Origin of the sequence: Ruminococcus sp. CAG:379, from assembly GCF_000434255.1 — a bacterium.
Taxonomy (GTDB): domain Bacteria; phylum Bacillota; class Clostridia; order Oscillospirales; family Ruminococcaceae; genus Ruminococcus_F; species Ruminococcus_F champanellensis.
In genome coordinates this window covers 51,988-78,959 of the sequence record NZ_FR894911.1, presented here as the reverse complement: position 1 = coordinate 78,959, position 26,972 = coordinate 51,988, and the positions used below count along the sequence as shown (strand labels likewise).

Here is a 26,972-nt window from a genome sequence, read left to right as displayed (position 1 = left end):
GGAGAGACCCAAAAAATCTCTCCGCAAATTGAGACGAATTAATCAGAGAATGATGGACTTCCCGGTCATTTCCTCCGGCTGTTCCATATTCAAAAGCTTGAGCATGGTGGGAGCAATGTCCGCCAGTACGCCGCCTTCCCGCAGCTTTACATCATTTCTGCCCACTACGATAAAGGGAACCACATTGGTAGTATGCGCAGTAAAGGGAGAACCGTCTGCCTCATACATTTTGTCTGCATTGCCGTGATCCGCAGTGATCAGTGCAACGCCGCCGTGATCGGTCACAGCCTTCACAACAGCTCCAACGCAGGTATCCACAGCTTCCACAGCTGCCTTTGCCGCATCAAACACGCCGGTATGCCCAACCATATCGCAGTTTGCAAAGTTCAGAATGATCACATCCAGCGTATCTGCATTGATGGCATTGATCGCCTTCACTGCAACCTCATAAGCGCTCATGGACGGCTTCTGATCGTAGGTTGCAACTTCCTTCGGAGAGTCAACCAGAATCCGGGACTCACCGGGATACTGCTTTTCCACACCACCATTGAAGAAGAAAGTAACATGTGCATACTTTTCAGTTTCTGCAATCCGCAGCTGGGTCAGACCATGCTCGGATACATATTCACCAAAGGTATTCTTCAAGGACTGGGGCTTGAATGCGATCTCCACGTTGGGCATGGTGGCATCATACTGGGTAAAGCATACGAAATACACACCCAGCTTCTCCCGTGCAAAGCCGTCAAATGCCGGATCAACGAAGGTACGGGTGATCTCACGGGCACGGTCGGGGCGGAAGTTGAAGAAGATCACGCTATCACCGGAATGCACCATCCCATCCTTGTTGATGACGGTGGGCACAACGAATTCATCGGTCACCTCAGCAGCGTAGGAATCCTCCATCGCCTGCTTTGCACAGGGGCACTGGTTGCCCTTGCCGTTAACCATGGCGTCATATGCCTTCTGCACACGATCCCAGTTGTGATCCCGGTCCATTGCGTAGTATCTGCCGCTGATGGTTGCGATCTCGCCCACGCCGATCTCCTGCATCTTCTCCTGCAGCTCCACAATGAAATCCTTGCCACTGGAGGGAGGAACGTCACGACCGTCCATGAAACAGTGTACATACACCTTGGTCAGACCTGCACGCTTTGCAAGCTCCAGCAGACCATACAGGTGGGAGTTGTGGCTGGGCACGCCGCGGAGTTGTGGCTGTGCACGCCGCCGCTGGACAGCAGACCCATCAGATGCAGAGCGCTGCCGTTCTTCTTACAGTTCTCCACCGCTCCGGTAAGAGCCTCGTTGGTAAAGAAATCACCATCCTGAATGGACTTGGTGATCCGGGTCAGCTCCTGGTACACGATACGACCGGCGCCAATGTTAGTGTGACCAACCTCAGAGTTGCCCATCTGCCCATCCGGCAGACCAACACACATGCCGGATGCGCCGATGGTGGTATTAGGGCAGTTTGCAAAATAGCTGTCCAGGTAAGGGGTTGCAGCTGCCTTAATGGCATTGCCGTAGGTGTCCGGGTTGATGCCGAATCCGTCCATGATAATCAGTGCAATAGGTTTTTTGCTCATACTTTCCATCCTTTACTCAAATGGGGCGAACAACGTCCGCCCCACTGCAAATTTACTTAGAAGCCTCAGCCAGCAGAACGCCGAACTTTTCAGCCACCAGGGAAGCGCCGCCGATCAAACCGCCATCGATGTCCTCCTTTGCCAGCAGCTCAGCGCAGTTCTTTTCGTTCATGGAACCGCCGTACTGAATGGTCATGCCGTCTGCAATCTCCTTGCCGTACTTATTGGCTACCACCTTGCGGATGAAGCCGCAAACCTCCTCTGCCTGGTCAGCAGTTGCGGTCTTGCCGGTGCCGATTGCCCATACAGGCTCGTAAGCGATGATCACGTTCTTTGCATCCTCAGCGGAAATGCCGGTGAATGCTGCAACAGTCTGGAGCTCTACCACATCCTCTGTAATACCATCCTCACGCTCCGCCAGCATTTCGCCAACACACAGAATCACCTTCAGACCGGCAGCCAATGCAGCCTTAGTTCTTCTGTTGACAGTCAGATCCGTTTCAGCAAAGTACTGTCTGCGCTCGGAGTGACCGATGATTACATACTCCACGCCCATTTCCTTGAGCATATCAGCGGAAATTTCACCGGTGAATGCGCCACTCTTCTTGAAGTGGCAGTTCTCAGCGCCGACCTTGATATTGGTACCCTTGGTCAACTCCAGTGCGGTTTCCAGATTGGTGTACGGAACGCAAATGATTACACCGCAGGTCTTGTCAGCAGCAATGGGCTTGAGTGCGTTGATCAGCTCAGCAGCCTCTGCTCTGTTCTTGTTCATCTTCCAGTTACCGGCAATAACTGCCTGTCTCAATGCTTTATTCATGATGATTATGACTCCTAATCTATAGATTCATCCAGCAAGGGATTACTTGTCAGCGATTGCTGCAACGCCCGGCAGAACCTTGCCTTCCAGGTATTCCAGGGATGCGCCGCCGCCAGTGGAAATGTGGCTCATCTTGTCAGCAAAGCCCAGCTGCATAACGGCTGCTGCGGAATCGCCGCCGCCGATGAGAATCGCCGCCGCCGATGATGGTAGTAGCGTCAGTTTCAGCCAATGCCTTAGCCACTGCAATGGTGCCCTTTGCCAGTGTCGGGTTCTCAAATACGCCCATCGGTCCGTTCCATACAACGGTCTTTGCGCTCTTCACTGCGTCCGCAAACAGCTGCTGGGTCTTGGTGCCGATATCCAGACCCATCTGATCAGCCGGGATCTTGTCAGCGTCAACCACTGCAACCTCGATCTCAGCATCGATGGGATCCGGGAAGCTCTTTGCAATGGTGGTATCAATGGGGAGCAGAAGTTGCTTGCCTGCCGCTGCAGCCTTGTCCATCATATCCTTGCAGTATGCAACCTTCTCATCGTCAACCAGAGAAGTACCAACCTCGTAGCCCTTTGCCTTCAGGAAGGTGTAAGCCATACCGCCGCCAATGATCAGAGTATCACACTTTTCGATCAGATTGGAAATTACGTTCAGCTTGTCTGCCACCTTTGCGCCGCCCAGAATTGCAACGAAGGGACGAACCGGAACCTCGACAGCATTGCCCAGGTACTGAATTTCCTTCTGCATCAGATAGCCTACAGCGGTCTCCTTCACAAACTTGGTCACGCCGGCAGTAGAAGCATGCGCACGGTGCGCAGAACCGAATGCGTCCATGACAAACACTTCATCATTGACCAGATCAGCCAGCTCCTTAGAGAAAGCTTCCCCGTTCTTGGTCTCCTCAGCACCGCGGAATCTGGTGTTCTCAAGCAGAACGATCTCCCCGTCCTTCATTTCTGCAACAGCCTTCTTGGCATTTTCGCCAACAACGTTGTCGTCCTTTGCAAAGATCACCTTGGTATCTACTAGCTCAGCCAGACGCTTTGCAACCGGTGCCAGAGAGAACTTATCCTCCGGACCGTTCTTCGGCTTGCCCAGGTGGGAGCACAGTACAACCTTACCTCCGTCAGCAATCAGCTTCTTGATGGTGGGAAGAGCAGCCTGAATCCGGTTGTCGTTGGTGATAACCCCATCCTTAAGGGGAACGTTGAAATCGCAGCGCACGAGAACGTGCTTGCCCTTTACGTTGATATCATCCACGGAAACCTTGTTTAAACCTGCCATTGTAAGACATCCTTTCTGTTTATGATTGTGAATAGCCGCTGTTAGTTTTTTAACAACCCTACCCCATATTTTACACTATTCCATTGGAATTTACAAGACCCCGACGCGAAATTTTCTGAAAAAAAAGCAGAAAAACAACGGACGAATTTGTTCAATTCGCCCGAAGTCTCCGGCATATGCTGCATCGGAATCCGGACTCAGATGCCCGAACCGTTTAGGCAACACCGCACAAAGAATGTGTGGTAGATGTGCCAACAGATTTTTCGTCAGATTGCATAGAAACGACGCAGGAATACTGTCGTATTTCAAGGAATTTTTGTGTGATATGACGGAAAATTCGTCAGCAGATGCTGCGCAAAGCCGACAGGCGAGCTTTGTGCGGTGTTGCCTTTATGCCTCCTGATTCAGGAGAATGTTCTTGAGCAGTACCAGATCGATTGCATTGATCTTGTTATCCGCATTGAGATCCGCCGTTACGGCTGCATCCCCTGTCAGATCCGGCTTGCCGATCAGATACCGCCGCAGCAGTACCATATCCGCAACGCTGACCTGTCTGTCTCCATCCAGATCTCCCAGAACAGGATCTGGGGTCGGCGGATTTGTCTGTTCCAGCTGGATTCCATAAATTACACCCTCAGTATTGGGCTTTTCGTTGATAGAATACCGTAAATAGCCGGTGTGATCCACCGTTATGCCATAGATGCTGCCCTGGTCAGCTTCCTGCTCCGTAAGCGTATAGAATGCCTGTTTGTCAGTGCCGTCCGGCAGAATGCTGTAAATGGTATTCGCTGTACCGTAATACAGCCGACCTTCCCATGTGCCAAGTCCGCTGTACACACTCAGCCAGTAGGAGCCTGCGTTCCCGCTGACATACCACTTTTCGTCAATGGTGGTGCAAAGCGTTTCCCCGGCTGTGTGATCCTCGCTGTTGTAACGATACAGATTCAGCTTACCCTCATAATTTGCCGAATCATACAAAACTGTCGCCCAGCTGCCGTTGATGGGCACGATGGGTGCAACGGAGTCATCCCAGAAGGAATCCACAAACCGGGTGTCGGAGGCCTTCGGCGGGACATCAAAGCCGGTGACCTGCCAGTCGGAAGCGTCATGCTCCAGTGCCCGGATCTCCTCGTCCGTACACAGGAAATTCTTGTGGCGTACATACCCTAGCTGATCCGGCGTCGGATCGTCCCAGGTGGCATCTACATGATAGTAGCTCCCATCGATCTCCACCATATTCCAGGCGTGATTCAGTTCATCGCTGGCAAGGTAGTAGCAACCCACGCCAGCCTCCCGCATCAGATCCATATACGCCAGTGCATATCCCTGACAGACGGCTTCATGGCTCACCAGCACATCATAGGCATCATAGTTGCTGTAGGTCAGATCATAACTGGTGGTGGCAACGATGGTATCGTGCAGAAACAGTGCCTTCTCCACATCAGACCAACCCGGATCCACCTGATTCAAGATTGCCTGTTTTGCATCATCGTACTCTGCACGCTTCTTGGCAACCTCATCCTCTGTGCAGTTGTAAGTAAAATACACCTTTGTGATGCATCCGCTGGAAGAAGAATAAGAAAATTGATAGCTGTGCTCTACAAAAAAGTATGCAGGCGTGTCCATCATCAGCTGTCGCATGGCCGGTTTGAAATCATCCCGGCGGATCTTCAGCTTGGTCAGATCTGCTGACTCCTCCATGGAATCCCACGCAGCAGTCACGATCTGCCGCATGGCATCATAGCTGTCCGAATCCACAGCCTTTGCTGATTCAAAGCCTGTTACACGGATCACACCACTGGTTTGTAAGCCGAACGCCTGCATAGGCATACAAACATTTAACACACACGCTGCCGCTCCCACAGCAGCGATCCGGGCAAATTGCTTGGTCAATCGCATAAATTACCCTCCCCATCAAGGTTCATTCCGCATCAATGCGGGGCTCCGAACGAATGATAATGCCAACCACATCCGGACCGGCATTACAGGATACTGTCGCGCCGATATGGAACAAATGCTCCGGCTGATAGCCCAGCTTCTTCACCAACTCCTTTTTCAATTCATTTGCAAAGGTATCGTCACAACCCGCAACCAGCGAATAAGGGGTCCTGGGAATCATCCGCTGCTGGATGTATTTAGACATGGTGGGAATGATATTCTTGTCCCCCCGGATCTTGGTTTCCACCTTGGAAACCCCGTCCGTAATGCGGATCAGGGGCTTAAGTCCCAGCAGCTCACCGGCAAAGGCTGCTGCTGCCGAGATTCTGCCGGATCGCTTTGCATATTTCAGCGTCAGAGGCACAAACAGCACCTCTGCGCTTTGAAACCATTCGGTCAGATAATTCAGCACTTCTTCCACAGAGGCGCCCTTCTTGATTTTAGCGGCTGCCTGCATGACCGGATACCCGTACACACCGGTATAATTCTTAGAATCCACTACATGAATCTGCAGCTTTTCCGCATCAGGCACCTGGGCGTAAAACGCATCCCGTGCCATGATGGCATTACTGTATGTGGCAGAGCCCTGGGACGCAATGGTCACATAAATTAAGTCGGTATACCCTTCCTGTAGTGCCTGCTCATAGGCCTCCTGGATCTCAAAGGCGGTCAACTGTGCCGTAGTCGGAAATTCCACGGCATGCTCCAGCATCTGATAAAATTCTGTATTGGTAAAATCCTGTCGTTCCCGATAACCGACTCCATCCACCGTTACCGGGAAGCACAGGATCTGAATGTCCAGGGACTGTTCCAGCTCCGGATCGATATCACTAGTAGAATCTGTCATCAATTTGATTTTCTGCATACTACACCTCTTCGCAGTTGGTATCTTCCCAACGGTACGCCCGCAGGCTCCCCGTCCGGGTAAGATCAGGATAATCCCACTGCCGCAGCGCTTCATATACTGCAATGGCAACGGAATTGGAAAGATTCAGACTGCGCAGCTCATTGCGCATCGGAATCCGCACACATTCCTCCGGATGTGCAAACAGCAGATCCTCCGGCAAGCCCTGATCCTCCCGCCCGAAAATCAGATAGGCGTTGTTGGGATACACGGCATCGCTGTGAATCTTTCTGCCCTTTGTGGTAAAAAAGAAATACGCGCCCGGATTCCTTGCAGAAAACTCCGCAAAGGAATCGTAATATGTAATATCAAGCTTATCCCAGTAGTCAAGCCCCGCCCGTTTCAGATGCTTATCCGTTACAGTAAAGCCCATAGGACGGATCAGATGCAGCCTGGCACCGGTCACCGCACAGGTTCGGGCAATATTGCCGGTATTCTGGGGAATCTGGGGTTCAACGAGTACAATATTTAACTGGTGCATGATTTACTCCATTATAGCACATTCCAACCAGAAACGCAACTGTTTTCTATAAGCAACACCGCACAAAAATTGTATATCCTTGCGTTTCCGGGCACATGTCCGGGAATACGAGCATGGCTTTTATCTATTATAGCGCAAAACCGGAAACATTGCAAGGGCTTATGCACAAACAAAAAGCCTCCGGGATCCCAGAGGTTAAGATGATAAAATAACGTGCATATTTCACGCATTCGGTCAGATACTAACAGCAAACCCATCAAAGGAGGTGGAAACATGCAGATCAAAGCAATGGTCACCGGCATTGCCGCCGGGGCAGCAGTGGGCACTGTCTGCTATATGCTTACAGGCTCCAGTGCCCGGCAGCGCCGTCATCTCCGGCATGCCACCGGCCGTGCCCTGCGGGCTGTGGGAGGCATGATGGAAGGCATGTCCGATATGTTGTTCAGATAGCTGTATTTTTACGATAGGCAAGATAGCTTTCCAGAATGATGGTTGCCGCCACCGCATCCACCACTGCCTTTCGCTTCTTTCCTCTGGTATTGGTCTGGTTCAGATAACGGTGTGCCGAAACCGTGGTACACCGTTCATCCCAGAGCACAGTTTCAATTCCCGCCAGTGTCCCCAGTTTTTCTGCAAACAAGGCGCATTTTTCTGCCCGCTCCCCGATGGTGCCATTCATGTTCTTCGGATACCCCACCACGATCTGCTCCGCACGATGTTCTCTGGCAGCCTCTGCGGTTTTTTGGATACATACTTCAAAATCCGTTTCACTGATAACGCCTGCCGGAGAAGCCAGCAGCTCAGAACGGTCGCAGCATGCAAGCCCGGTGCGTGCATCGCCGAAATCTACTGCAAGAATGATCATGCCTGCGCCTCCTGTTCCCGGTGTATCCCCGGTGTATAGGTCTGATCCGTCAGATACGACTTACCGTCATGTCTGCACCACCTGGACTTTGCCAGAGTGGAAAGCTCCGGCGGCAAATGGGATGCATCATTCTTAAAAATCAGCCGACAGTGTCCGGATACGTCAAATTCCACCTTGGACACGGCGGTATTGTCCGCCCAGCCCACCTGATCCAGGTGACTGATATCCTCACCTGCTGCATAGCAAAGGAAATTCCGGATGGCACAGCCGTGGGATACCACAGCAATGGTCTTGCCGCAATGCCCGGCAGCAATGCCGCATACTGCCTGCCGCATCCGGTCAAATACCTGTTGCATGGACTCCCCACCCTGTACATGAAACAGATGCATCTGCTCCTGCCACAGCCTGTAGGACTCCGGATACAGCCTGGGTAGATCCGCCCAGGGTTTGCCTTCCCACACGCCGCCGTTGATCTCCATCAGCTCGTCCAGATACTGTACCGGCAGTTGGTGATACCGATTCACTGCCGCAGCAGTGACACGGGTGCGCTTCAAGGGACTTGCATACAGCACCTGAATGGGAATATCCCGGAACCGTTCTGCCAGGCAATCCAACTGCCGCATGCCCTTTTCCGTGACCTCCGTATCCACTCTGCCCTGGAAGGTTTCGTTCACATTGCCTTCTGCTTCCGCATGCCGCACCAGATAGACGGTGGTTACCACGGCTTCACACTTCCTGTCAGTTCTCTTGCAGTGGCAATGTGGTTTTCATCCAGCCACTGGTTCATTTCCCGGATGATCCGGATGGGCGCATAGGGATCTGTAAAGATGGCTGCACCAACCTGTACGGCGGATGCCCCTGCCATCATCAGTTCAATGGCGTCCTTGCCGGTGGTAACGCCCCCCATGCCGATAATGGGGATCCGCACCGCATTGGCACACTGCCACACCATGCGAACTGCAATGGGGAAAATCGCTGCACCGGACATGCCGCCCATATTGTTTTTGAGGATGGGACGACGGCTGCGGATATCGATCCGCATGCCCAGCAGGGTGTTGATGAGGGAAAGCGCATCCGCACCGGCTGCCTCCGTTGCCTTTGCGATTTCCGCAATATTGGTCACATTGGGAGAAAGCTTGACCACCAGGGGCTTGGTGGTTGCCTTCCGCACTGCCCGGGTAATGGACTCGGCTCCGGCACAGCTTGCGCCGAACGCCATGCCCCCCTGCTTTACGTTGGGGCAGGAAATATTCAGCTCGATCATGTGTACATCCGTCTGCTCCAGCTGCTGTGCGATGGTCACGCATTCCTCCACCGTAGAGCCGGCGATATTTGCCAGGATCACTGTATCCTTCTGCATCAGATAGGGCAGCTCCTTCTTGATGAAGGCATCGATACCCGGATTCTGCAAGCCAACGGAATTCAGCATGCCCCCTGTGGTTTCCGCAATCCGGGGTGCATCGTTGCCGTTGCGCTTTGTGATGGTGGTTCCCTTTGTAGCGATACCGCCAAGCTCCGACAGGGGGAACAGCTCCTCGTATTCATGGCCATAACCGAATACACCGGAGGCGGGGATAATGGGGTTCTTGAAGGATAACCCTGCTACATTTACAGACAGATCAGCCATTCCAAGCCACCTCCTTTGCATTGAATACCGGGCCGTCCTTGCACACATGGGCTGCATGGATCTCTCCGTTTGCCAGCTTCATTTTGCATGCGCATACCAGGCATGCGCCTATGCCACAGCCCATACGTTCCTCCATGGAAACCTCACAGAAAATACCCTGCTCCTCTGCGATCCTTGCAATGGCACGAAGCATGGGGGTAGGGCCACAGGCACAGATCATGTCCGGCTTCTCCTGTCGGATCTCCTCCAGCAGAGGTTCTGTCACCATGGCATGCAGACCCGCAGTGCCATCATCGGTACAAAGAATGGTTTTCGCTCCGCTCTTTGCAAATTCCTCCTGGAGCATCACTGCCGGCATGCTCCGGAAACCGGAAATGACAGTTGCCCGCTTCCCGTAAATCTCTGCCAGTGCCAGCATGGGAGGTACGCCGATGCCGCCGCCCATTAAGATCACCCGGTTTGCATCCGGCTGGATCGTGAAGCCATGTCCCAAAGGAGCCAGCATATCCACATAATCCCCTGCACGAAGATCCGCCAGCACTGCGGTGCCTTCCCCACGAACCGCAAACACCAATGTCAGAGTGCCTGCCTGTCTGTCGATCTGGCATATGGAGATGGGGCGGCGCAGGGTGCTGCCCTTGGGAAGAATGTGTACGAACTGACCCGGTGCAGCAACGGCCGTGATCTCCGGGCACTCCAGTACGAACCGATACAGATCCCGACCCAGATTATCCTTGCGGATCAGCCGGTATTCTCCTTGCGTATATTTCATAGGATACCCCTTTCCAAACACAACGGGGCGGGATGTGCCCGCCCGTTGCCGTAAGGCTGCATTGCACAATCTCTCTGCGATGCCGCCTTAAATCTTTGTAATATCTACCAGTTCCACATCGGACATCTGACGGCCGGTTTCCAGCACATTTGCCAGTGCCCGGGCGGTATCGATCGCCGTTACGGAGCAGATGGAACGCTCCACCGCTTTCCGGCGCATCTTTACACTGTCTCTTGCAGGCAGTCTGCCGTTTGCAGAAGTGGAGATCACATAGTGGATCTTTCCGCTTTCCAGCAGAGTCAGCACATTTGGCTCCGGCTCGGAAATCTTGTTGATTACATTCGTAGCAATCATATTCCGGTTCAGCACGCTGGCTGTACCCTCCGTACCGTAGATCTCAAAGCCCATACGGCTGAACTTATCCGCAATGGGGATCAGCTCTTGCTTGTCCGTATCCCGCACGGAGAACAGCACGCCGCCCTCGCATTTCAGATCATAGCCTGCTGCAACCAGTCCCTTCAGCAGTGCATCCTCAAAGCTGGTGGCAATGCCCAGGCACTCGCCGGTGGACTTCATTTCCGGTCCCAGCATGGTATCCACGTCCTGCAGCTTTTCAAAGCTGAATACGGGAACCTTGACCGCAACGTACTTGCCCTCCGGATACAGACCACTCTGGTAGCCCAGCTCCTTGAGGGTATGTCCCAGCACCAGCTTGGTGGCAATGTCCACCATGGGAATGCCGGTCACCTTGCTGATATAGGGCACCGTTCTGGAGGAACGGGGGTTCACTTCAATGACATAAACCTGGTTGTTGTATACCACATACTGAATATTCACAAGGCCCTTCACATGCAGTTCCATTGCAAGACGGCGGGTATATTCCACGATCGTCTCCCGGATCTCCTTGGAAAGGGTCTGTGCCGGGTATACGGAAATGGAGTCGCCGGAGTGAACACCTGCACGCTCAATATGCTCCATGATGCCCGGAATCAGGAAGTCGGTACCGTCGCAGATAGCGTCTACCTCAACTTCAGTACCCATCATGTACTTGTCGATCAGTACCGGGTTTTCGATCATGGTGCGGGTGATAATGCCCATGTACTCTACCACATCACTGTCAGAGTGGGCAATGATCATATTCTGTCCGCCCAGCACATAGGAGGGACGCAGCAGAACCGGATAGCCCAGATCATTGGCGGCTGCAACCGCTTCCTTCATGGTCATAACCGTATGTCCGGCCGGACGGGGAATCTGGCAGCGCTCCAGCAGCTCGTCAAAGCGCTCTCTGTCCTCTGCCGCATCAATGTCATCCGCAGAGGTACCCAGAATATTCACGCCCATATCAGCCAGGTGACGGGTCAGCTTGATGGCTGTCTGTCCACCGAACTGTACCACAACGCCATAGGGCTGTTCAGTCTCGATGATGGATTCCACATCCTCCTTGGTCAGCGGATCAAAGTACAGTCTGTCGGCTGTATCAAAGTCAGTGGAAACCGTCTCCGGATTGTTGTTACAGATAATGGCCTCATAGCCCATTTCCTTCAGCGTCCACACGCAGTGTACGGAGCAGTAGTCGAACTCGATGCCCTGTCCGATCCGGATGGGGCCGGAGCCGAATACGATGACCTTCTTCTTGCCCTTTTCGTTCCGCTCAATGAATTCCTTTGCTTCATTTTCCTCATCAAAGGTGGAGTAGAAATAGGGTGTCTCCGCCTTGAACTCTCCGGCACAGGTATCAACCATCTTGAATACTGCACGGCGGCGCAAAGGGCACTTCTGCCCGGAGAAACGCTCGATGGTGCTGTCCAGATAGCCGTACTGCTTGGCAATATTGTACTTTTCCTCGGTGAGTTCTCCCTCTGCCAGCCACTTTTCCAGATTCACCAGGTTCAGCAGCTTGTTCAGGAACCAGTTGTCCACCATGGTCAGCGCATGGATCTGCTCTACGGAGATGCCACGCTTCAGTGCCTCGTAGATCTGGAAGCAGCGCTCATCCTCCACCTTGCCGTCCAGCATTTCCAGGATCTCATCCGTGCTGTAGGCTTCATACTTCTTCATGTTCAGAGAATCCAGACCCAGCTCAATGGAGCGAACCGCCTTCATCATCGCCTGCTCAAAGCTGGTGCCGATAGACATGACCTCACCGGTAGCCTTCATCTGGGTGCCCAGAGTTCTCTTGGCGTATACAAACTTATCGAACGCCCACTTGGGGAACTTTACAACCACATAGTCGATTGCCGGCTCAAAGCATGCATAGGTCTTGCCGGTAACCTGGTTCAGGATCTCGTCCAGGGTGTAGCCGATGGCGATCCGGGTGGCAACCTTTGCAATGGGATAGCCGGTGGCCTTGGATGCCAGAGCGGAGGAACGGGATACACGGGGGTTTACCTCGATGACCGCATACTCAAAGCTGGTGGGATGCAGGGCAAACTGACAGTTACAGCCGCCCTCTACCTTCAGCTCCTGAATGATGTTGATGGCAGCGGTACGGAGCATCTGATACTCCCGGTCGGACAGCGTCACAGCCGGAGCAATTACGATGCTGTCACCGGTGTGTACGCCAACCGGATCAAAGTTCTCCATGGAGCAGACAGTGATCACATTGCCCTTTCGGTCCCGAATCACCTCAAACTCAATTTCTTTCCAGCCGCTGATGCACTTTTCGATCAACACCTGGGTAATGGGGGAAAGCCGCAGACCATTCTTTGCAATATCCCGCAGCTCCTCCTCATCCGCAGCAATTCCGCCGCCGGTGCCGCCCAGGGTGAATGCCGGACGCACGATCACCGGATAGCCGATTTCCTCGGCAAAATCCACCGCATCCTCAATGGTCTCTACCACCTTGGAGGGAATGCAGGGCTCCCCGATCTTTTCCATCGTGTCCTTGAACGCCTGGCGATCCTCCGCCTTGTGGATGGTTTCCGGATCTGCACCAAGCAGCTTTACGTTGTGAGCATCCAGGAAGCCCTCCGCCGCCAGCTGCATGGACAGGGTCAGACCAGTCTGTCCCCCCAGGGTGGACAGGACGCTGTCCGGCTTTTCGATCTCAATGACACGCTTTACGGTTTCCAGGGTCAGAGGCTCGATGTAGATCTTATCCGCCATGGCCTTATCCGTCATGATAGTCGCCGGATTGGAGTTGATGAGCACAACCTCCAGTCCCTCCTGCTTCAGCGCACGACATGCCTGTGTGCCGGCGTAGTCAAACTCTGCCGCCTGTCCGATTACGATCGGGCCGGAGCCGATTACCAGTACCTTTTTAATATCACTTCTCAGCGGCATTTCTGTGCTCCTCCTTATAGTTCATCATCTTTGCAACAAATTCATCAAAGGCATACGCAGTGTCCAGGGGACCGCCGTGGGCTTCCGGATGGAACTGTACCGTGTGTGCATCGCAGTCCCGATACCGTACGCCCTCACAGGTCTTGTCATTGGCGTTGATATGTGTCAGCACTGCAACCTTGGGATCCAGGCTGTCCGCAACCACTGCATAGCCGTGATTCTGGCTGGTGACATAGGTTCTGTCATGCTCCAGGTCGATCACCGGCTGGTTGCCGCCCCGGTGACCATACTTGAGCTTTTCGGTTCTCGCACCATGTGCCAATGCCATGAGCTGATGCCCCAGGCAGATGCCGAAAATCGGGATCCCCAGCTTGCAGATCTCCTTCAGATTCTCAATCACCTCTACATTTTCCTCCGGATTGCCGGGACCGTTGGACAGCATGATTCCGTCCGGATCGATCTCCCGGATCTGCTCCGCTGTGGTGGTGGCAGGCACTACATACACCTGGCAGCCACGCTCGATCAGCATTCTGCGGATGTTCCGCTTATAGCCAAAATCAAACAGCACCACACGCAGGGGCGCATCTTCGTCTCCGTACACCCGGATCTGGGTATCAGTCACGGCCTTGACAGCGTCCTTGATGGAGAAAGCCCGGATCTGCTCCAGGTATGCCTCCTTGTTGGCATACACATCCTCCGTGGTGATCATACCATTCATAACGCCGGTTTCCCGGATCATTCTAGTCAGACACCGGGTGTCAATGTTGTGAATACCGATCACGTTGTGCCGGATCAAAAAGTCATTGATATTGCCCTCGCAGCGGAAATTGGAGGGGGTATTGCACCATTCCCGGATGATGTAGCCGCTCAGGTATGTATCGTTGGATTCTGCGTCCGCCTCATTCACACCATAGTTGCCGATCAACGGAAAGGTCTGGGTTACGATCTGTCCGTAATAGCTGGGATCTGTCAGCGTTTCCTGGTATGCAGTCAAACCGGTGGTAAACACCACTTCGCCGATGACGGTGCCCTTTGCGCCGCAGCTGCGGCCCTCAAAGACTTTGCCGTTTGCAAGGAGCAGATACGCTTTTTCGCCCTGATTAAATAATGACATCTGTTTGCTTCCCCTCTCACTTATTTGATATCGATGTAGGAGGTCAGATCCTCCCGCATGCGGATCGCTTCTCTTCTGGCAGCCTGAGCAAACTCATGCTCATCGCAGCCTTCCTTCTGGTATGCACACATAATGGCACGGGAAGAATTCACAATGGCACCTAAGCCGTTTGTGTCGAACGCACCAGCCACACCGGCTGCGCCGCCTCCCTGCGCCCCGTAGCCGGGAACCAGGAACATGGTGTGAGGCAGGCGGGCACGCAGCTCCCTGAGCTGTTCCGGATAGGTAGCACCTACCACCGCACCTACGGAGGAGTAGCCGTACTGTCCGATCTGCTCCCTGCCCCAGGCTTCGCACATATCTCCCATAATGGCATAAACCGGAACTCCATCAATCAATCTGTCCTGTAGCTCACCGCTGGAGGGATTGGAGGTCTTGACCAGTACGAAAATGCCCTTGTCATGCTCCTTGCAGGTGCGCAGCAGAGGGTTGATCCCGTCGGAGCCCAGATAGCCGTTTACGGTCAAAGCATCCGCACCGAAGGGGGTGCATTCATTCTCCCCCACCATGGTGGTGCCCAGATGTGCCGCTGTGTATGCTTCCATGGTAGCGCCAATGTCGTTCCGCTTGCCATCGGTGATGACAAACATGCCCTTAAGCTTTGCATAGCGAATGGTTCGCTCCAGTGCCTTGATGCCGTGATGCCCATACATTTCATAGTAAGCAGCCTGAGGCTTGATGGCAGGAACAATATCACAGATTGCATCAATGATCTCCTGGTTGAACCGGAAGATCGCCCGGGATGCAGCCTTCAGACTCTCCCCATCCACATCCATATAGGTTTTCTGAATGTAAGAGGGCACATAGGCAAGCTTCGGATCCAGTCCCACAACGGTGGGGTTCTTCATCTCCCGGATTTTCGTAATCAGTCTGTCAAATGACATGGCACATCCTCCTTAGTTCTTGTTGTATTGAAAACGGATCTCTCCGCCGATTATCGTAGTGTGCACACGGCCCCGGAGGGTCATGCCCTTGAATACCGTGTTGTGGGATTTGGAATGCAGCTTGTCCGGATCCACTGTCCAGCTTTCATTCAGATCCACCAGGATCAGCTCTGCATCCGCTCCTTCATGCAGCCGGGGCACTGGCAGTCCCAGCAGCTTCCGGGGGGTTTCAGCCATCAGCCGGACAATATCCGCCAGCGTCAGTTTTCCGGTATGGTACAGCCCTGTCAGGGCTGCTGCCAAAGAGGTTTCCAACCCTACCACCCCGTTGGGTGCCGTTTCAAAGTCCGCCTTTTCCTCCGCACTGTGAGGAGCATGATCCGTTACTATGCAGTCGATGGTGCCATCACACACGCCCTGTTCCACAGCCAGCCGATCTGTCTCCTCCCGGAGAGGGGGATTCATACGAAAGTCCGCATCCCGGGCCAGCAGCTTTTCCTCCGTCAGCAGGAAGTAATGGGGGCATGTCTCGCAAGTCACCTTGACACCCCTTGCCTTGGCTTGTCGGATCAGTTCCACACTGCCTGCCGTGCTGACGTGCGCAATGTGGATCCGGGATCCGGTTTCCTCCGCCAGGCGAATCTCCCGGGCGGTGATGCTGTCCTCGGACGCCCGATCCATGCCCTTTACGCCCAGCTGTTCGCTGATTTTCCCCTTATGCATGATGCCGCCATTGATGATTTTCAAATCCTCGCAATGGGAAATAATCAGCAGTCCGTTCCGGATGCTCTCCTCCATGGCTTCCCGCAGCAGTCGGTCGGATTCCACCGGTCTGCCATCGTCGGAAATCGCCCGAACCCCTGCATGGATCAAGGCATCATACTCGCAAAGCGCCTTTCCCTGCATACTCTGGGTGATACACCCTACCGGATACACCTTTACGCCGGTATCCGCTGCCTGTTCCAGGATGTACTGCACCGTTTCCGGAGAATCAATGGGAGGCTTGGTGTTGGGCATGCATGCCACACCGGTCACACCTCCTGCCAGAGCTGCCGCCGCTCCGGTGTGGATATCCTCCTTATAGGTCAGCCCCGGATCCCGGAAATGCACATGCATATCAAACAGACCCGGCAGTGCTGTCAGGCCGTCAGCCCAGATTACTTGATCCGCAGGCTCCCGGATGTTGCCGATTTTCTGGATCTTTCCATCCCGGATCAGCATGTCGCATACTGTGCCGTTCAGGGTCACATTCTGAATCAGAATCCTATTCATTCAGCCCTCCTCCGCATACAAAAAAACACCATCGGCATTGTCAAGCTCCGTCATTTTCACCCGCACTGTTTCCTCCCCGGAGGTGGGAAGATTCTTTCCCACATAATCCGGACGGATGGGCAGCTCCCGGTGTCCTCTGTCCACCAGTGCCGCCAGCTGGATGCAATCCGGTCTGCCCCGAGTAATGAGGGCATCAATCGCCGCTCGTGTGGTTCGCCCGGTGCAGATCACGTCATCCACAATGACTACTCGCATGCCGTTGATGTCAAAATCGATCTTTGTTTTTTCCGGTAAATCAGAGTCCTTCTTGTCGTCCCGATAAGGAGTGATGTCCAGTGCGCCGCAGGGCACGGTCACATGCTCCAGGGACTGGATCTTGGCGCTGATCCGCTTGGCAAGTACTGCGCCTCGGGAGAAGATCCCCACCAGGCACACGCCCTCCGTTCCCTTGTTCCGCTCCAGGATCTCGTAGGTGATCCGGGTAATTGCACGTTCCATGGCGCTTGCATCCATAATCACACGGGTCTTCAACCAAACCGCTCCTTTCAACAAAAAACGTGCACCGACTGACCGATGCACGTAGCTTGCAGAAAACCAGGGCTTACACTGCCCCCGACTCCGATTCTATTGCACCTTGTCAACCTCACAGGATCAACTTAAAGGTTTCTTTTGTACTAGTATATCATACTTTGCAGCATTTGTCCAGTATTTTTTCAAATTTATGACCGCATCCGCCGAAAAAAACGGAGAAGCCGGACGAATCCCATGCAAGCAGCGATCAAAATGCAGGGAATGGTCATCAAATATGCGTTTTTCGCAAGCTGCACCTGCTGGGGCTTTGGTGCACCGATGGTGAGAAATCTGCCGCAGCCGAACACTACTTTCATGCTTCACCCTCCGGCTGGGCAATCAAAAACTTGATGCGCTTGCCCTCATCTGTGAACATTTTTTCGTGCTCTGTTTCCAGATTCTCTGCAAATCCGCTGGCATGCAGATCCCGGGTCTGATAGGTAATCTGATAACCGCACGCCGGCAGATATTCCAGCGTTTCCTCAAATAGCTCATCATCATCCGTCTTAAACCACAATTCCCCGGTCAGAAACGCCTTGTACTGCATCAACTGTCTTGGATGGGTAAGTCGGCGTTTTTTATGCTTCGGGCGAGGCCAGGGGTTGCAGAAATTGATGTAGATCCTGTCCACCCGATCCTCCGGCGCAAAGGCATCCGAAATATAGGAAATATTGAAAATGGCTATTTTCACGTTCTCCGCCGGCTGCTGTGCTGCCGCATATGCCGCTTCCAGTTTCCGCTTTGCAAGCCCCAGCATCTCATTTTTGATATCCAGAGCAATCAGATTCACCTGGGGGTATTGCAACACCGCCTGGGAGATCCAGCCCCCCTTACCGCAGCCCAGTTCCAGATACAAAGGGCATCCCGGCTGGGAAAACTGCTCCCGCCAATGCCCCCGCATGGTCTTTGGCTCCGGCACATAGAAGGGGCATGCCTCCAATTCCGGCTTCGCCCACGCCTTATGTCTGATCCGCATAGTCCCTTACTTTCCGCATGCCAGCGCACGCTGACCAATGTCCTTCCGGTAATGCGCACCCTCAAACCGGATCTGCTCCACCGCCGCATAGGCACCATCCAGCGCCTGCTGTAAGGTGTCCCCTGCTACAGTCACACCAAGCACTCTGCCGCCGGCAGTCAGGAAGGTACCGTTTTCATACCTGGTGCCAGCATGGTACACAAAGGCAGAATCCAGCTGTCCCTTTTCGTTCAGCCCGGAAATGGGCAGACCGGTAGCATACTTCTTGGGGTATCCGCCGCTTGCCATAATGACACATGCCACACAGCCCTTTTTCCACTGGATATCCAGTTGGTTCAGAGTACCTGCGTGAATGGCCTTGATAATGTCCACAAAATCCGTTTCCAGCAGGGGCAGAACCACCTGGGTCTCCGGATCCCCGAACCGACAGTTATACTCGATCACCTTGGGACCATTGGGGGTCAGCATCAGACCAAAGTACAAACAGCCCTTGAAGGCTCTGCATTCCTTTGCCATAGCATCCACCGTAGGCAGGAAGATGGTTTTCATGCACACGTCCGCAATTTCCTCGGTATAGTAGGGATTGGGAGAAACTGTACCCATACCGCCGGTGTTCAGTCCCTGATCCCCATCGTTTGCCCGCTTGTGATCCATGGAGGAGATCATGGGGCACACGGTCTTGCCGTCTGTAAAGCACAGCACAGAAACCTCCGGTCCGGTGAGGAACTCCTCCACCACGATCTGTGCGCCGCTTTCGCCGAAGATCTTGTCCTCCATCATGGAGCGCACCGCAGCTTCTGCCTCGGCAAAATCCTGCGCCAATACCACGCCCTTGCCCAGCGCAAGACCATCCGCCTTAATCACAGTGGGGTATGTATTCTTCGCCTTGATGTAGGCAATCGCTTGATCCGGCTGGGTAAAGACCTCGTATCCGGCGGTGGGGATGCCGTATTGCTTCATCAATTGCTTGGAGAACACCTTGCTGCCTTCGATGATGGCAGCAGCCTTGCTGGGGCCAAAGGTCATAAAGCCCTCCGCCTCCATGGCGTCCACCATACCCAGTACCAACGGATCATCCGGTGCCACAAACACAATATCCACTGCCAGTTCCTTCGCCAGCTTTACCATGCCCTCAATATCCGTTGCCTTCACCGGATAACAGGTTGCAAACTGCGCAATGCCCCCATTGCCCGGTGCGCAATACAGAGCATCCACCTGCTTGCTTTCCGCAAGCTTCATAATAATGGCGTGCTCTCTCCCGCCGCCGCCAACTACTAAAATCTTCATTTCTTTCCTCCAGCTTGTTTGTGACGCTCCATCAATGGTGGAACAGACGGATGCCGGTAAACGCCATGGCAATCCCGTACTTATTGCAGGTCTCGATCACGTTATCATCCCGGATAGAACCGCCGGGCTGTGCAATGTATGCAACGCCGCTCTTTTTAGCCCGTTCGATGTTGTCGCCAAAGGGGAAGAATGCGTCAGAACCCAAGCATACATCCGTATTCTTTGCAAGCCATGCCTGTTTTTCTTCCTTGGTAAATACCGCAGGCTTTACCTTGAAGATCTGTTCCCATGCGCCGTCTGCCAGCACATCCATGTATTCATCGGAAATGTATACGTCAATGGCATTGTCCCGGTCTGCCCGACGAATGCCGTCTACAAACTGCAGACCCAGCACCTGGGGAGACTGACGGAGCCACCAGTTGTCCGCTTTATTTCCAGCCAGACGGGTACAGTGGATTCTGGACTGCTGCCCGGCGCCGATGCCGATGGCCTGTCCATCCTTCACATAGCATACGGAGTTGGACTGGGTATATTTCAGCGTAATCAGAGAGATCAGCAGATCCCGCTTCTTGTCATCAGGAATGTTCTGATTGTCCGTTACCACATGCTCCAGCAGTGCATTATCGATTTTCAGATCATTTCTGCCCTGCTCAAAGGTCACGCCGAATACCTGCTTGCGCTCAATGGGGGCAGGCTCATAGCTTTCGTCAATCTGAATGATGTTGTAGGAGCCCTTCCGCTTGGACTTGAGGATCTCCAGCGCCTCCGGCTCATAACCCGGGGCAATGATGCCGTCGGATACTTCACGCTGGATCATTTTCGCAGTGGGCACGTCGCATACATCGGACAAGGCGATAAAATCCCCGTAGGAGGACATGCGATCAGCGCCTCTTGCTCTTGCATAGGCACTTGCCAGAGGAGAAAGCTCTCCCAGATCATCTACAAAATAGATCTGCTTGAGGGTGTCAGACAGGGGTGCACCCACTGCTGCTCCGGCCGGAGATACATGCTTGAAGGAGGTTGCGGCACACATGCCGGTAGCCTGCTTCAGCTCCCGTACCAGCTGCCAGCCGTTGAAAGCATCCAGCAGGTTGATATAGCCTGGCTTGCCGTTCAGCACCGTAATGGGCAGCTCCCCGGATTCCATATAGATTCTGGACGGCTTCTGGTTGGGATTGCAGCCGTATTTCAAAAACATTTCGTTCGCCATGATGTTCTACCCCTCTCAGGAATTTTTGTTGATGATCTTGGAAATGGTGTCCCCGGTGTGCAGGTCAATGTACCGCACAAACAGGGAAACCTTATTGTCCGGATTCAGGCTGTCCCAAAGCTGACGGGCAAATTCCGTGATGTCATTCGGGACTCCTACCAGCTTGGGTTCGCCCTCAAAGCTGGGCAGCGGATTGCCGTCCCCCTGATAGGTGTGAATGAAGTGACCCTGCCCGCTGATGGGATTTTTATAGGTAAAGGTGAAACGCTGACAGGAGGACGGATCCCCGTTTGCACTCTTGAGGATGGACAGTGCGTAATTAAAGTCCTCCTTGTCGTGCTTGATGACGCCGGAAATACGGGGTGTATAATTGGGAGCATCCGGTTCAAACTCCCGGCTGCGCAGAGACTGTTCAAAGGTAAGCTGGTTGTTCATGCCATCATAAATGGTGTCGGTCTGATCCCCATTGGTAACGATGGTTTTATTACCCAGAACACGCACCGGTGCGTAAATAATCAGACTGGGATCGGTAAGCTTGCTTTCGTCAAACGCCTGGGTACGGATCCCCAGCCCCTCGTTGACAAAGACCCGGTTCCGGCTGTTTTCGCTGCGGCCCATGATAAAATAAACCGCAACCGCATGCTTGCCGTCCTGGCTTTTGCCCAGCATAATGCCCCGGCCAGGGTACGCATTGTTCTTCAGTTCCTCAAAAATTGAACGCATTTCCATTGTCAGCATCTCCTCTTATCAAATTGATCCGTGAATCACGGTACGGCCGTCCCGCACCTCAATTTTATCCTGGCAGAACAGGGATACAGCCTGGGGAAGGATCTTCCACTCTGCCTGTTCCATGATCCGCCGCTGCAGCGTCTCCGGTGTGTCATCGTCCTGCACGTCTACTGCTTTCTGCAAAATAATGGGGCCTCCATCGCAGACCTCGGTTACAAAATGCACCGTTGCGCCGCTGACCTTCACGCCCGCTGCCAGTGCAGCCTCGTGTACATGCAGCCCGTAAAAGCCCTTGCCACAAAAGCTTGGGATCAGTGCCGGATGCACATTCATCATACGGTTCGGATACGCCCGGCAGACGCTCTCGTCCAGAATGGTCATAAAGCCCGCATACACCACCAGATCCGCCTGTTCCTCCTGCAAAGCTGCGAGAATTGCACGGGAATAGGACGCAACATCCGGATACTCCTTCCGCACCAGCACACGAGTCGGAATCCCGTTTTCTCCGGCACGGGTCAGAGCATAGGCATCTGCCTTGGAGGAGATCACGCAGGTGATCTTTCCCCCGATGATCTCTCCCCGGTTCTGGGCATCGATCAGAGCCTGGAGATTGGTGCCGCCGCCGGAAACCAGCACAACAATACGCTTGTCAGTATGCTGCATACGCTGTCCTCCTTGCATCAGCAGATGATGACGCCTTCCTCGCTCTCAACCAGCTCGCCCAGCACGTAAGCATGCTCGCCGGCTGCATTGAGAATGGAAATGGCTTTGTCCGCATCCTGCTTGTCTACGGAAACGATCATGCCCACGCCCATATTGAAGGTGTTGAACATATCACGCTCCGGAATGTGACCGGTTCTTGCAATCAGATCGAAGATGGGCAGCACCTGCACCGCACTGCGTTCGATCTTTGCGCTGATGCCCTTGGGCAGGCTCCGGGGAATGTTCTCGTAGAAGCCGCCGCCGGTAATGTGGGAAATCGCCTTGACATTTACCTGTTCCAGCAGGGACAGAATGGGCTTTACATAAATCTTTGTGGGGGTCAGCAGGCATTCGCCAAGGGAAGTACCCAGATCCGCAAATTGTCTGCCCAGCGTCTCCTCATTTACAGTAAATACCTTTCGTACCAGGGAGAAGCCATTGGAATGTACACCGCTGGATGCCAGTGCAATCAGCACGTCCCCTGCCTTCTGGGTATCCGGCTTCAGGATCTTGTCCTTGTCCACAACGCCAACGGAGAATCCGGCAAGGTCGTACTCATCCACCGGATAGAATCCGGGCATTTCTGCGGTCTCGCCCCCTACCAGGGCGCATCCGGACTGTACACAGCCCTCTGCAACACCAGAAACGATATCAGCAACCTTTTCGGGATAATTCTTGCCCACAGCAATGTAATCCAGGAAAAACTGAGGCTTTGCGCCGCAGCAGATGATATCGTTGACGCACATTGCCACGCAGTCAATGCCCACGGTGCTGTGCTTGTCCATCAGAAATGCGATCTTCAGCTTCGTGCCAACGCCGTCTGTTCCGGACACCAGAACCGGCTTGCTGATCCCGGTCATATCCAGTTCAAACAATCCGCCGAAGCCGCCGATGCCGGACAGCACGCCGCTTGTCATGGTTCGTGCCACATGTGCCTTCATCAATTCTACCGCACGGTAGCCGGCAGTCACATCCACGCCTGCCTTTTTGTAACTTTCAGAATAGCTATTCATCAGAACCTCCGTTATTCTCCGATTTTACGTTCAAATTTATCCTTGGGCATCTCCTTGGGCACCGGGATCGGATATTCACCGGTGAAGCAGCCCGTACAGAAATCACAGTGATCGTTTGCAGCAATTGCCTTTACCCCATCCACGCTCAGGTATCCAAGAGAATCCGCTCCAAGCTCCTTGCAGATGCCCTCCACAGGCAGTCGGCAGGCGATCAGCTTATCCTTGCTGTCGATATCCGTGCCGAAATAGCATGGATTGGTAAAAGGTGGACTGGAAATACGCACATGCACTTCCTTTGCCCCAGCCTCCCGGATCAGACTGACAATCCGAGCAGAGGTGGTACCCCGCACAATGCTGTCATCCACCAGAATCACACGCTTGCCGGCTACCACATCCCGCACCACATTCAGCTTGATGCGCACTGCATCCGTCCGCTCCTTCTGGGTGGGCTGGATGAAGGTTCTACCCACATAGCGGTTCTTGATGAATCCCACTCCATAGGGAATGCCGGATGCATGGGACAGACCCAGTGCTGCGTCCAGACCGCTGTCCGGCACGCCGATCACCACATCCGCCTCTACAGGATGCTCCTTCCAGAGGATCTCCCCTGCCCGAAGCCGGGCACGGTGTACGCAGACGCCTTCAATCACGGAATCCGGCCGGGCGAAGTATACATACTCAAACACGCAGATATTGCACCGCTTGCCGCAATGGGAACGGATGGAGCGAGCCCCCTCCTTGTCCACCACCACGATCTCCCCCGGGTCAAGATCCCGGATAAAAGCAGCGCCAATGCTGTCCAGAGCACAGCTTTCAGAGGTGAACACCAGAGAGCCGTCCGGACACTTGCCCATGCAAAGCGGTCGGAACCCATTGGGATCCCGTGCGGCAATCAGCTTGGTAGGAGACATGATCACCAGGGAGTATGCCCCCTTAAACCGGTACATGGCCTGCTCCACCGCCGTTTCGATGGAGGGAAACTTCAGCCGCTGCTCCGTAATGGCATAGGAAATCACTTCCGTGTCATTGGTTGTATGGAAAATGGCGCCCTTCAGCTCATATTCCTCCCGAAGCTCTGCCGCATTGACCAGATTGCCGTTGTGGGCAATGGCCATAGGACCTTTTACATGCCGCACAACCAAGGGCTGCGCATTGGCACGGTTATTGCCGCCGGTGGTGCCGTAGCGCACATGCCCGATGGCAATGTTTCCAAGCCCCAGCTTTTCCATATGGGACTGGTTGAATACCTCCGGCACCAGCCCAAGATCCTTATGATAGGAAAACACACCCTTGTCATTGACTACAATGCCGCAGCTTTCCTGTCCCCGGTGCTGCAGCGCATACAGCGCCATATAGGTCTTGGCTGCCACATCTCCAGTCTGCTGACTGAAAATACCGAATACGCCGCATTCCTCATGGATACCTGTTACCAATTGCATCTCATTCCCTTCCGTTCCAGCAGTATGTACAAAGCTCACACTGGGGCCTGCCCACCGCCTTAACAGTACCCTCCAGCGACTGGAATTCCAGAGAGGTCAGCTTCAGACGTCTGCAGATTTCGTCCCGCAGCAGTTTCCCTCGTTCTGTGGTCGAATCGCTGTATTCCTCAATGTACTTTACGCCTTCCGCACCCTCCTGCTCGTCAATGATCTGCCGTGCGATCAGTTCCAGCTCGGAGGTGCTTCTGGAGAAGTTCAGATATTTGCAGCCGTACATGATGGGCGGACAGGCAGAGCGCATATGCACTTCCTTGGCACCGTTTTCGTACAGAAATTCCACGGTCTCCCGCATCTGGGTGCCCCGGACAATGCTGTCATCCACAAACAAAAGCTTCTTGCCTTCAATCAGTTCATGTACCGGGATCAGCTTCATTTTCGCAACCCGATTCCGCATGGACTGGTTTGCAGGCATAAAGCTTCTGGGCCAGGTGGGCGTATATTTGATAAAAGGTCTTGCAAAGGGAATGCCGCTCCGGTTTGCGTAACCAATGGCATGGGGCACACCGGAATCCGGGATGCCGCAAACATAGTCCACCTCCGGCAGCCTGCCGTTTTTCATATCGTTTTCCGCCATGATCTCCCCGTTCCGGGTTCGCATGACTTCTACATTGACTCCCTCATAGCATGCAGTGGGATAGCCATAGTACGTCCACAGGAAGGTACAGATTTTTTTCTGTTCCGTACCGGGACTGAGAATCTCAAACCCATCCTTGGTAATCCTGGTGATTTCCCCTGCCTGTAACTCATGGCAGGTGGAATAGCCTAGCTTCTGATAGGCAAAGGATTCAAAGGAGAAGCAGTAGCCGTCCGACCTTCTGCCAATGAGAATGGGCAGACGACCGTCCTTGTCCCGTGCCACTATAATGGAGTGTTCCGTCATCAGCACCAGGGACATGGTACCCTGGATTTTGCCTTGGGCATAGCGGATGCCCTCCACAAAGCTGTCCTTCTGGGCGATCAGCGCACCGATCAGCCCGGCAGAGTTGATGGCGCCGCTGCTCATGGTCTCGAAATTCGCACAGCCCCTTTCCAACAGCTCATCCGCCAGTGCGGCAGCGTTGGTAATGATGCCGATGGAGCACAGGGCATACAGCCCAAGCTTGGAACGAACCATAATGGGCTGGGGATCCGTATCGCTGATACAGCCGATACAGATATTCCCCCGCATTTTCTCCACGTCTTTTTCAAACTTTGTCCGGAAGGGAGAGCTTTCAATGCTGTGGATATTTCTCTGAAAGCCAAGCTCCGGGGCATAGGAGGTCATACCGCCCCGACGCGTACCCAGATGGGAGTGATAGTCCGTGCCGAAGAACACGTCCTGGATGCAGTCATTGGCAGATGCTGCTCCGAAAAAACCGCCCATACGCCTTATTCTCCCATAACCCGCTTAATCATTTCCTGATAAGCTTCTTCCACGCCGCCCATATCTCTTCTGAATCTGTCCTTATCCAGCTTTTCGTGGGTCTTGGAATCCCAGAACCGACAGGTGTCCGGAGAGATCTCGTCCGCCAGCAGGATCTGACCGTGGAACCGACCGAATTCGATCTTGAAATCAATCAGGTCAATGCCAATGTTCTTGAAGAAGCCCTTCATAAATTCGTTTACCTTGAAGGCATACTTGGTGATATCCTCGATCTCCTGCTCCGTTGCAAGGCCCAGACCCAGTGCATAATACTTGTTGATAAAGGGATCCCCCAGCTCATCGCACTTGTAGCTGAATTCCAGGGTAGGCTGCTTCAGAGGTGTACCCTCTGCAATGCCCAGCTTCTTGGAAAAGCTGCCTGCTGCCACGTTTCTGACGATAACCTCCAGGGGAACGATCTCCACCTTCTTGACAATGGTTTCCCGGTCAGAGATCTCCTCTACCAGATGGGTCGGAACACCCTCCTTCTCCAACAGCTTGAGCATATAGTTGGTCATCTTGTTGTTGATAGCACCCTTGCCAACGATGGTGCCCTTCTTCTCTCCGTTGAATGCAGTGGCATCGTCCTTGTAGTCCACGATCACCAGATCCGGATCATTGGTGGCATACACCTTCTTTGCCTTGCCTTCATAGAGCTGCTCAGTTTTCTGAATGTTCATTGTCATTTCCTCCATATATC

24 protein-coding genes and 2 pseudogenes are annotated in these 26,972 nt (G+C 53.7%); 1 reads left to right on the top strand and 25 read right to left on the bottom strand.

Annotated elements, in window-relative coordinates; genetic code table 11:
- Window positions 1-42: 42 nt before the first annotated feature.
- From gpmI to trmL, 6 genes and pseudogenes are all read right to left on the bottom strand, one after another.
- Window positions 43-1,583: pseudogene (gene gpmI, locus QVO51_RS08195) on the bottom strand (2,3-bisphosphoglycerate-independent phosphoglycerate mutase).
- 52 nt (window positions 1,584-1,635) lie between these two features.
- Window positions 1,636-2,403, bottom strand: coding sequence for a triose-phosphate isomerase (tpiA, locus tag QVO51_RS08190; RefSeq protein WP_022357998.1), 768 nt, complete (start codon window positions 2,401-2,403; stop codon window positions 1,636-1,638).
- 42 nt (window positions 2,404-2,445) lie between these two features.
- Window positions 2,446-3,685: pseudogene (locus QVO51_RS08185) on the bottom strand (phosphoglycerate kinase).
- Between the two features lie 390 nt (window positions 3,686-4,075).
- Complete coding sequence (locus tag QVO51_RS08180) at window positions 4,076-5,584, bottom strand: dockerin type I repeat-containing protein (RefSeq protein WP_022357996.1); 1,509 nt, start codon at window positions 5,582-5,584, stop codon at window positions 4,076-4,078.
- Window positions 5,585-5,606: 22 nt separating this feature from the next.
- Window positions 5,607-6,488 (bottom strand): DegV family protein, encoded by an 882-nt coding sequence (locus QVO51_RS08175; protein WP_022357995.1) that lies wholly within the window; start codon window positions 6,486-6,488, stop codon window positions 5,607-5,609.
- Between the two features lies 1 nt (window position 6,489).
- Window positions 6,490-7,008, bottom strand: a complete 519-nt coding sequence (gene trmL / locus QVO51_RS08170) for a tRNA (uridine(34)/cytosine(34)/5-carboxymethylaminomethyluridine(34)-2'-O)-methyltransferase TrmL (RefSeq protein ID WP_015558830.1) — start codon at window positions 7,006-7,008, stop codon at window positions 6,490-6,492.
- A 273-nt stretch (window positions 7,009-7,281) separates the two neighbouring features.
- Here trmL and QVO51_RS08165 point away from each other — a divergent pair, with 273 nt between their 5' ends.
- A complete protein-coding gene (locus QVO51_RS08165; protein ID WP_022357994.1) occupies window positions 7,282-7,458 on the top strand; it encodes a hypothetical protein in 177 nt (58 codons plus the stop codon).
- On the opposite strand, the gene ruvX is transcribed toward QVO51_RS08165, so the two are convergent.
- From ruvX to purC, 19 genes are all read right to left on the bottom strand, one after another.
- Window positions 7,451-7,873: a Holliday junction resolvase RuvX gene (gene ruvX / locus QVO51_RS08160; RefSeq protein ID WP_022357993.1), complete on the bottom strand. Its 423-nt coding sequence runs from the start codon at window positions 7,871-7,873 to the stop codon at window positions 7,451-7,453. The genes QVO51_RS08165 and ruvX overlap by 8 nt on opposite strands.
- Window positions 7,870-8,595: a histidine phosphatase family protein gene (locus tag QVO51_RS08155; protein WP_022357992.1), complete on the bottom strand. Its 726-nt coding sequence runs from the start codon at window positions 8,593-8,595 to the stop codon at window positions 7,870-7,872. Before QVO51_RS08155 ends, ruvX begins: the two co-directional genes overlap by 4 nt.
- A complete protein-coding gene (locus QVO51_RS08150; protein WP_022357991.1) occupies window positions 8,589-9,500 on the bottom strand; it encodes a dihydroorotate dehydrogenase in 912 nt (303 codons plus the stop codon). Before QVO51_RS08150 ends, QVO51_RS08155 begins: the two co-directional genes overlap by 7 nt.
- Entirely contained in the window at window positions 9,493-10,272 is a 780-nt protein-coding gene (locus tag QVO51_RS08145) for a dihydroorotate dehydrogenase electron transfer subunit (RefSeq protein ID WP_022357990.1), read from the bottom strand. The genes QVO51_RS08150 and QVO51_RS08145 overlap by 8 nt, the downstream gene beginning before the upstream one ends.
- A gap of 87 nt (window positions 10,273-10,359) precedes the next feature.
- The gene (gene carB, locus QVO51_RS08140; protein WP_015558825.1) at window positions 10,360-13,554 is read right to left on the bottom strand and encodes a carbamoyl-phosphate synthase large subunit; all 3,195 of its coding nucleotides are present in this window, start codon (window positions 13,552-13,554) and stop codon (window positions 10,360-10,362) included.
- Entirely contained in the window at window positions 13,538-14,668 is a 1,131-nt protein-coding gene (locus QVO51_RS08135) for a carbamoyl phosphate synthase small subunit (RefSeq protein WP_022357989.1), read from the bottom strand. Before QVO51_RS08135 ends, carB begins: the two co-directional genes overlap by 17 nt.
- A gap of 20 nt (window positions 14,669-14,688) precedes the next feature.
- Window positions 14,689-15,612 (bottom strand): orotidine-5'-phosphate decarboxylase, encoded by a 924-nt coding sequence (gene pyrF / locus QVO51_RS08130; RefSeq protein WP_022357988.1) that lies wholly within the window; start codon window positions 15,610-15,612, stop codon window positions 14,689-14,691.
- A 12-nt stretch (window positions 15,613-15,624) separates the two neighbouring features.
- Window positions 15,625-16,884: a dihydroorotase gene (locus tag QVO51_RS08125; RefSeq protein WP_022357987.1), complete on the bottom strand. Its 1,260-nt coding sequence runs from the start codon at window positions 16,882-16,884 to the stop codon at window positions 15,625-15,627.
- Window positions 16,885-17,415: a bifunctional pyr operon transcriptional regulator/uracil phosphoribosyltransferase PyrR gene (pyrR, locus tag QVO51_RS08120; protein ID WP_022357986.1), complete on the bottom strand. Its 531-nt coding sequence runs from the start codon at window positions 17,413-17,415 to the stop codon at window positions 16,885-16,887. It abuts the gene before it with no gap.
- 188 nt (window positions 17,416-17,603) lie between these two features.
- Window positions 17,604-17,771, bottom strand: coding sequence for a hypothetical protein (locus QVO51_RS08115; protein ID WP_015558821.1), 168 nt, complete (start codon window positions 17,769-17,771; stop codon window positions 17,604-17,606).
- Window positions 17,768-18,430: a tRNA (guanosine(46)-N7)-methyltransferase TrmB gene (gene trmB / locus QVO51_RS08110; RefSeq protein ID WP_022357985.1), complete on the bottom strand. Its 663-nt coding sequence runs from the start codon at window positions 18,428-18,430 to the stop codon at window positions 17,768-17,770. The genes QVO51_RS08115 and trmB overlap by 4 nt, the downstream gene beginning before the upstream one ends.
- A 6-nt stretch (window positions 18,431-18,436) precedes the next feature.
- Window positions 18,437-19,717, bottom strand: a complete 1,281-nt coding sequence (gene purD / locus QVO51_RS08105) for a phosphoribosylamine--glycine ligase (RefSeq protein ID WP_022357984.1) — start codon at window positions 19,715-19,717, stop codon at window positions 18,437-18,439.
- A 31-nt stretch (window positions 19,718-19,748) separates the two neighbouring features.
- The gene (locus QVO51_RS08100; RefSeq protein ID WP_022357983.1) at window positions 19,749-20,927 is read right to left on the bottom strand and encodes a phosphoribosylaminoimidazolecarboxamide formyltransferase; all 1,179 of its coding nucleotides are present in this window, start codon (window positions 20,925-20,927) and stop codon (window positions 19,749-19,751) included.
- Between the two features lie 15 nt (window positions 20,928-20,942).
- The gene (locus QVO51_RS08095; protein ID WP_022357982.1) at window positions 20,943-21,656 is read right to left on the bottom strand and encodes an IMP cyclohydrolase; all 714 of its coding nucleotides are present in this window, start codon (window positions 21,654-21,656) and stop codon (window positions 20,943-20,945) included.
- An 18-nt stretch (window positions 21,657-21,674) separates the two neighbouring features.
- Entirely contained in the window at window positions 21,675-22,319 is a 645-nt protein-coding gene (gene purN, locus QVO51_RS08090; RefSeq protein WP_022357981.1) for a phosphoribosylglycinamide formyltransferase, read from the bottom strand.
- Between the two features lie 17 nt (window positions 22,320-22,336).
- Window positions 22,337-23,371, bottom strand: coding sequence for a phosphoribosylformylglycinamidine cyclo-ligase (gene purM / locus QVO51_RS08085; protein WP_022357980.1), 1,035 nt, complete (start codon window positions 23,369-23,371; stop codon window positions 22,337-22,339).
- 11 nt (window positions 23,372-23,382) lie between these two features.
- Window positions 23,383-24,810, bottom strand: coding sequence for an amidophosphoribosyltransferase (purF, locus tag QVO51_RS08080; RefSeq protein ID WP_022357979.1), 1,428 nt, complete (start codon window positions 24,808-24,810; stop codon window positions 23,383-23,385).
- A 1-nt stretch (window position 24,811) separates the two neighbouring features.
- Window positions 24,812-26,233, bottom strand: coding sequence for an amidophosphoribosyltransferase (locus tag QVO51_RS08075; protein WP_015558814.1), 1,422 nt, complete (start codon window positions 26,231-26,233; stop codon window positions 24,812-24,814).
- 5 nt (window positions 26,234-26,238) lie between these two features.
- The gene (purC, locus tag QVO51_RS08070; protein ID WP_015558813.1) at window positions 26,239-26,952 is read right to left on the bottom strand and encodes a phosphoribosylaminoimidazolesuccinocarboxamide synthase; all 714 of its coding nucleotides are present in this window, start codon (window positions 26,950-26,952) and stop codon (window positions 26,239-26,241) included.
- Window positions 26,953-26,972: the final 20 nt, after the last annotated feature.

Excerpts from the sequence above, each read along its gene's own strand:
- trmL (WP_015558830.1), bottom strand. The coding sequence starts at position 7,008 with ATGCACCAGTTAAATATTGTACTCGTTGAACCCCAGATTCCCCAGAAT.
- carB (WP_015558825.1), bottom strand. The coding sequence starts at position 13,554 with ATGCCGCTGAGAAGTGATATTAAAAAGGTACTGGTAATCGGCTCCGGC.
- QVO51_RS08075 (WP_015558814.1), bottom strand. The coding sequence starts at position 26,233 with ATGGGCGGTTTTTTCGGAGCAGCATCTGCCAATGACTGCATCCAGGAC.
- pyrF (WP_022357988.1), bottom strand. The coding sequence starts at position 15,612 with ATGTCATTTGACAGACTGATTACGAAAATCCGGGAGATGAAGAACCCC.
- trmB (WP_022357985.1), bottom strand. The coding sequence starts at position 18,430 with ATGCGGATCAGACATAAGGCGTGGGCGAAGCCGGAATTGGAGGCATGC.
- QVO51_RS08095 (WP_022357982.1), bottom strand. The coding sequence starts at position 21,656 with ATGGAAATGCGTTCAATTTTTGAGGAACTGAAGAACAATGCGTACCCT.
- QVO51_RS08100 (WP_022357983.1), bottom strand. The coding sequence starts at position 20,927 with ATGGCGAACGAAATGTTTTTGAAATACGGCTGCAATCCCAACCAGAAG.
- QVO51_RS08175 (WP_022357995.1), bottom strand. The coding sequence starts at position 6,488 with ATGCAGAAAATCAAATTGATGACAGATTCTACTAGTGATATCGATCCG.
- tpiA (WP_022357998.1), bottom strand. The coding sequence starts at position 2,403 with ATGAATAAAGCATTGAGACAGGCAGTTATTGCCGGTAACTGGAAGATG.
- QVO51_RS08150 (WP_022357991.1), bottom strand. The coding sequence starts at position 9,500 with ATGGCTGATCTGTCTGTAAATGTAGCAGGGTTATCCTTCAAGAACCCC.
- purN (WP_022357981.1), bottom strand. The coding sequence starts at position 22,319 with ATGCAGCATACTGACAAGCGTATTGTTGTGCTGGTTTCCGGCGGCGGC.
- QVO51_RS08145 (WP_022357990.1), bottom strand. The coding sequence starts at position 10,272 with ATGAAATATACGCAAGGAGAATACCGGCTGATCCGCAAGGATAATCTG.
- QVO51_RS08115 (WP_015558821.1), bottom strand. The coding sequence starts at position 17,771 with ATGAAAGTAGTGTTCGGCTGCGGCAGATTTCTCACCATCGGTGCACCA.
- purF (WP_022357979.1), bottom strand. The coding sequence starts at position 24,810 with ATGCAATTGGTAACAGGTATCCATGAGGAATGCGGCGTATTCGGTATT.
- ruvX (WP_022357993.1), bottom strand. The coding sequence starts at position 7,873 with ATGATCATTCTTGCAGTAGATTTCGGCGATGCACGCACCGGGCTTGCA.
- purD (WP_022357984.1), bottom strand. The coding sequence starts at position 19,717 with ATGAAGATTTTAGTAGTTGGCGGCGGCGGGAGAGAGCACGCCATTATT.
- QVO51_RS08165 (WP_022357994.1), top strand. The coding sequence starts at position 7,282 with ATGCAGATCAAAGCAATGGTCACCGGCATTGCCGCCGGGGCAGCAGTG.
- purM (WP_022357980.1), bottom strand. The coding sequence starts at position 23,371 with ATGAATAGCTATTCTGAAAGTTACAAAAAGGCAGGCGTGGATGTGACT.
- purC (WP_015558813.1), bottom strand. The coding sequence starts at position 26,952 with ATGAACATTCAGAAAACTGAGCAGCTCTATGAAGGCAAGGCAAAGAAG.
- QVO51_RS08125 (WP_022357987.1), bottom strand. The coding sequence starts at position 16,884 with ATGAATAGGATTCTGATTCAGAATGTGACCCTGAACGGCACAGTATGC.
- QVO51_RS08180 (WP_022357996.1), bottom strand. The coding sequence starts at position 5,584 with ATGCGATTGACCAAGCAATTTGCCCGGATCGCTGCTGTGGGAGCGGCA.
- QVO51_RS08135 (WP_022357989.1), bottom strand. The coding sequence starts at position 14,668 with ATGTCATTATTTAATCAGGGCGAAAAAGCGTATCTGCTCCTTGCAAAC.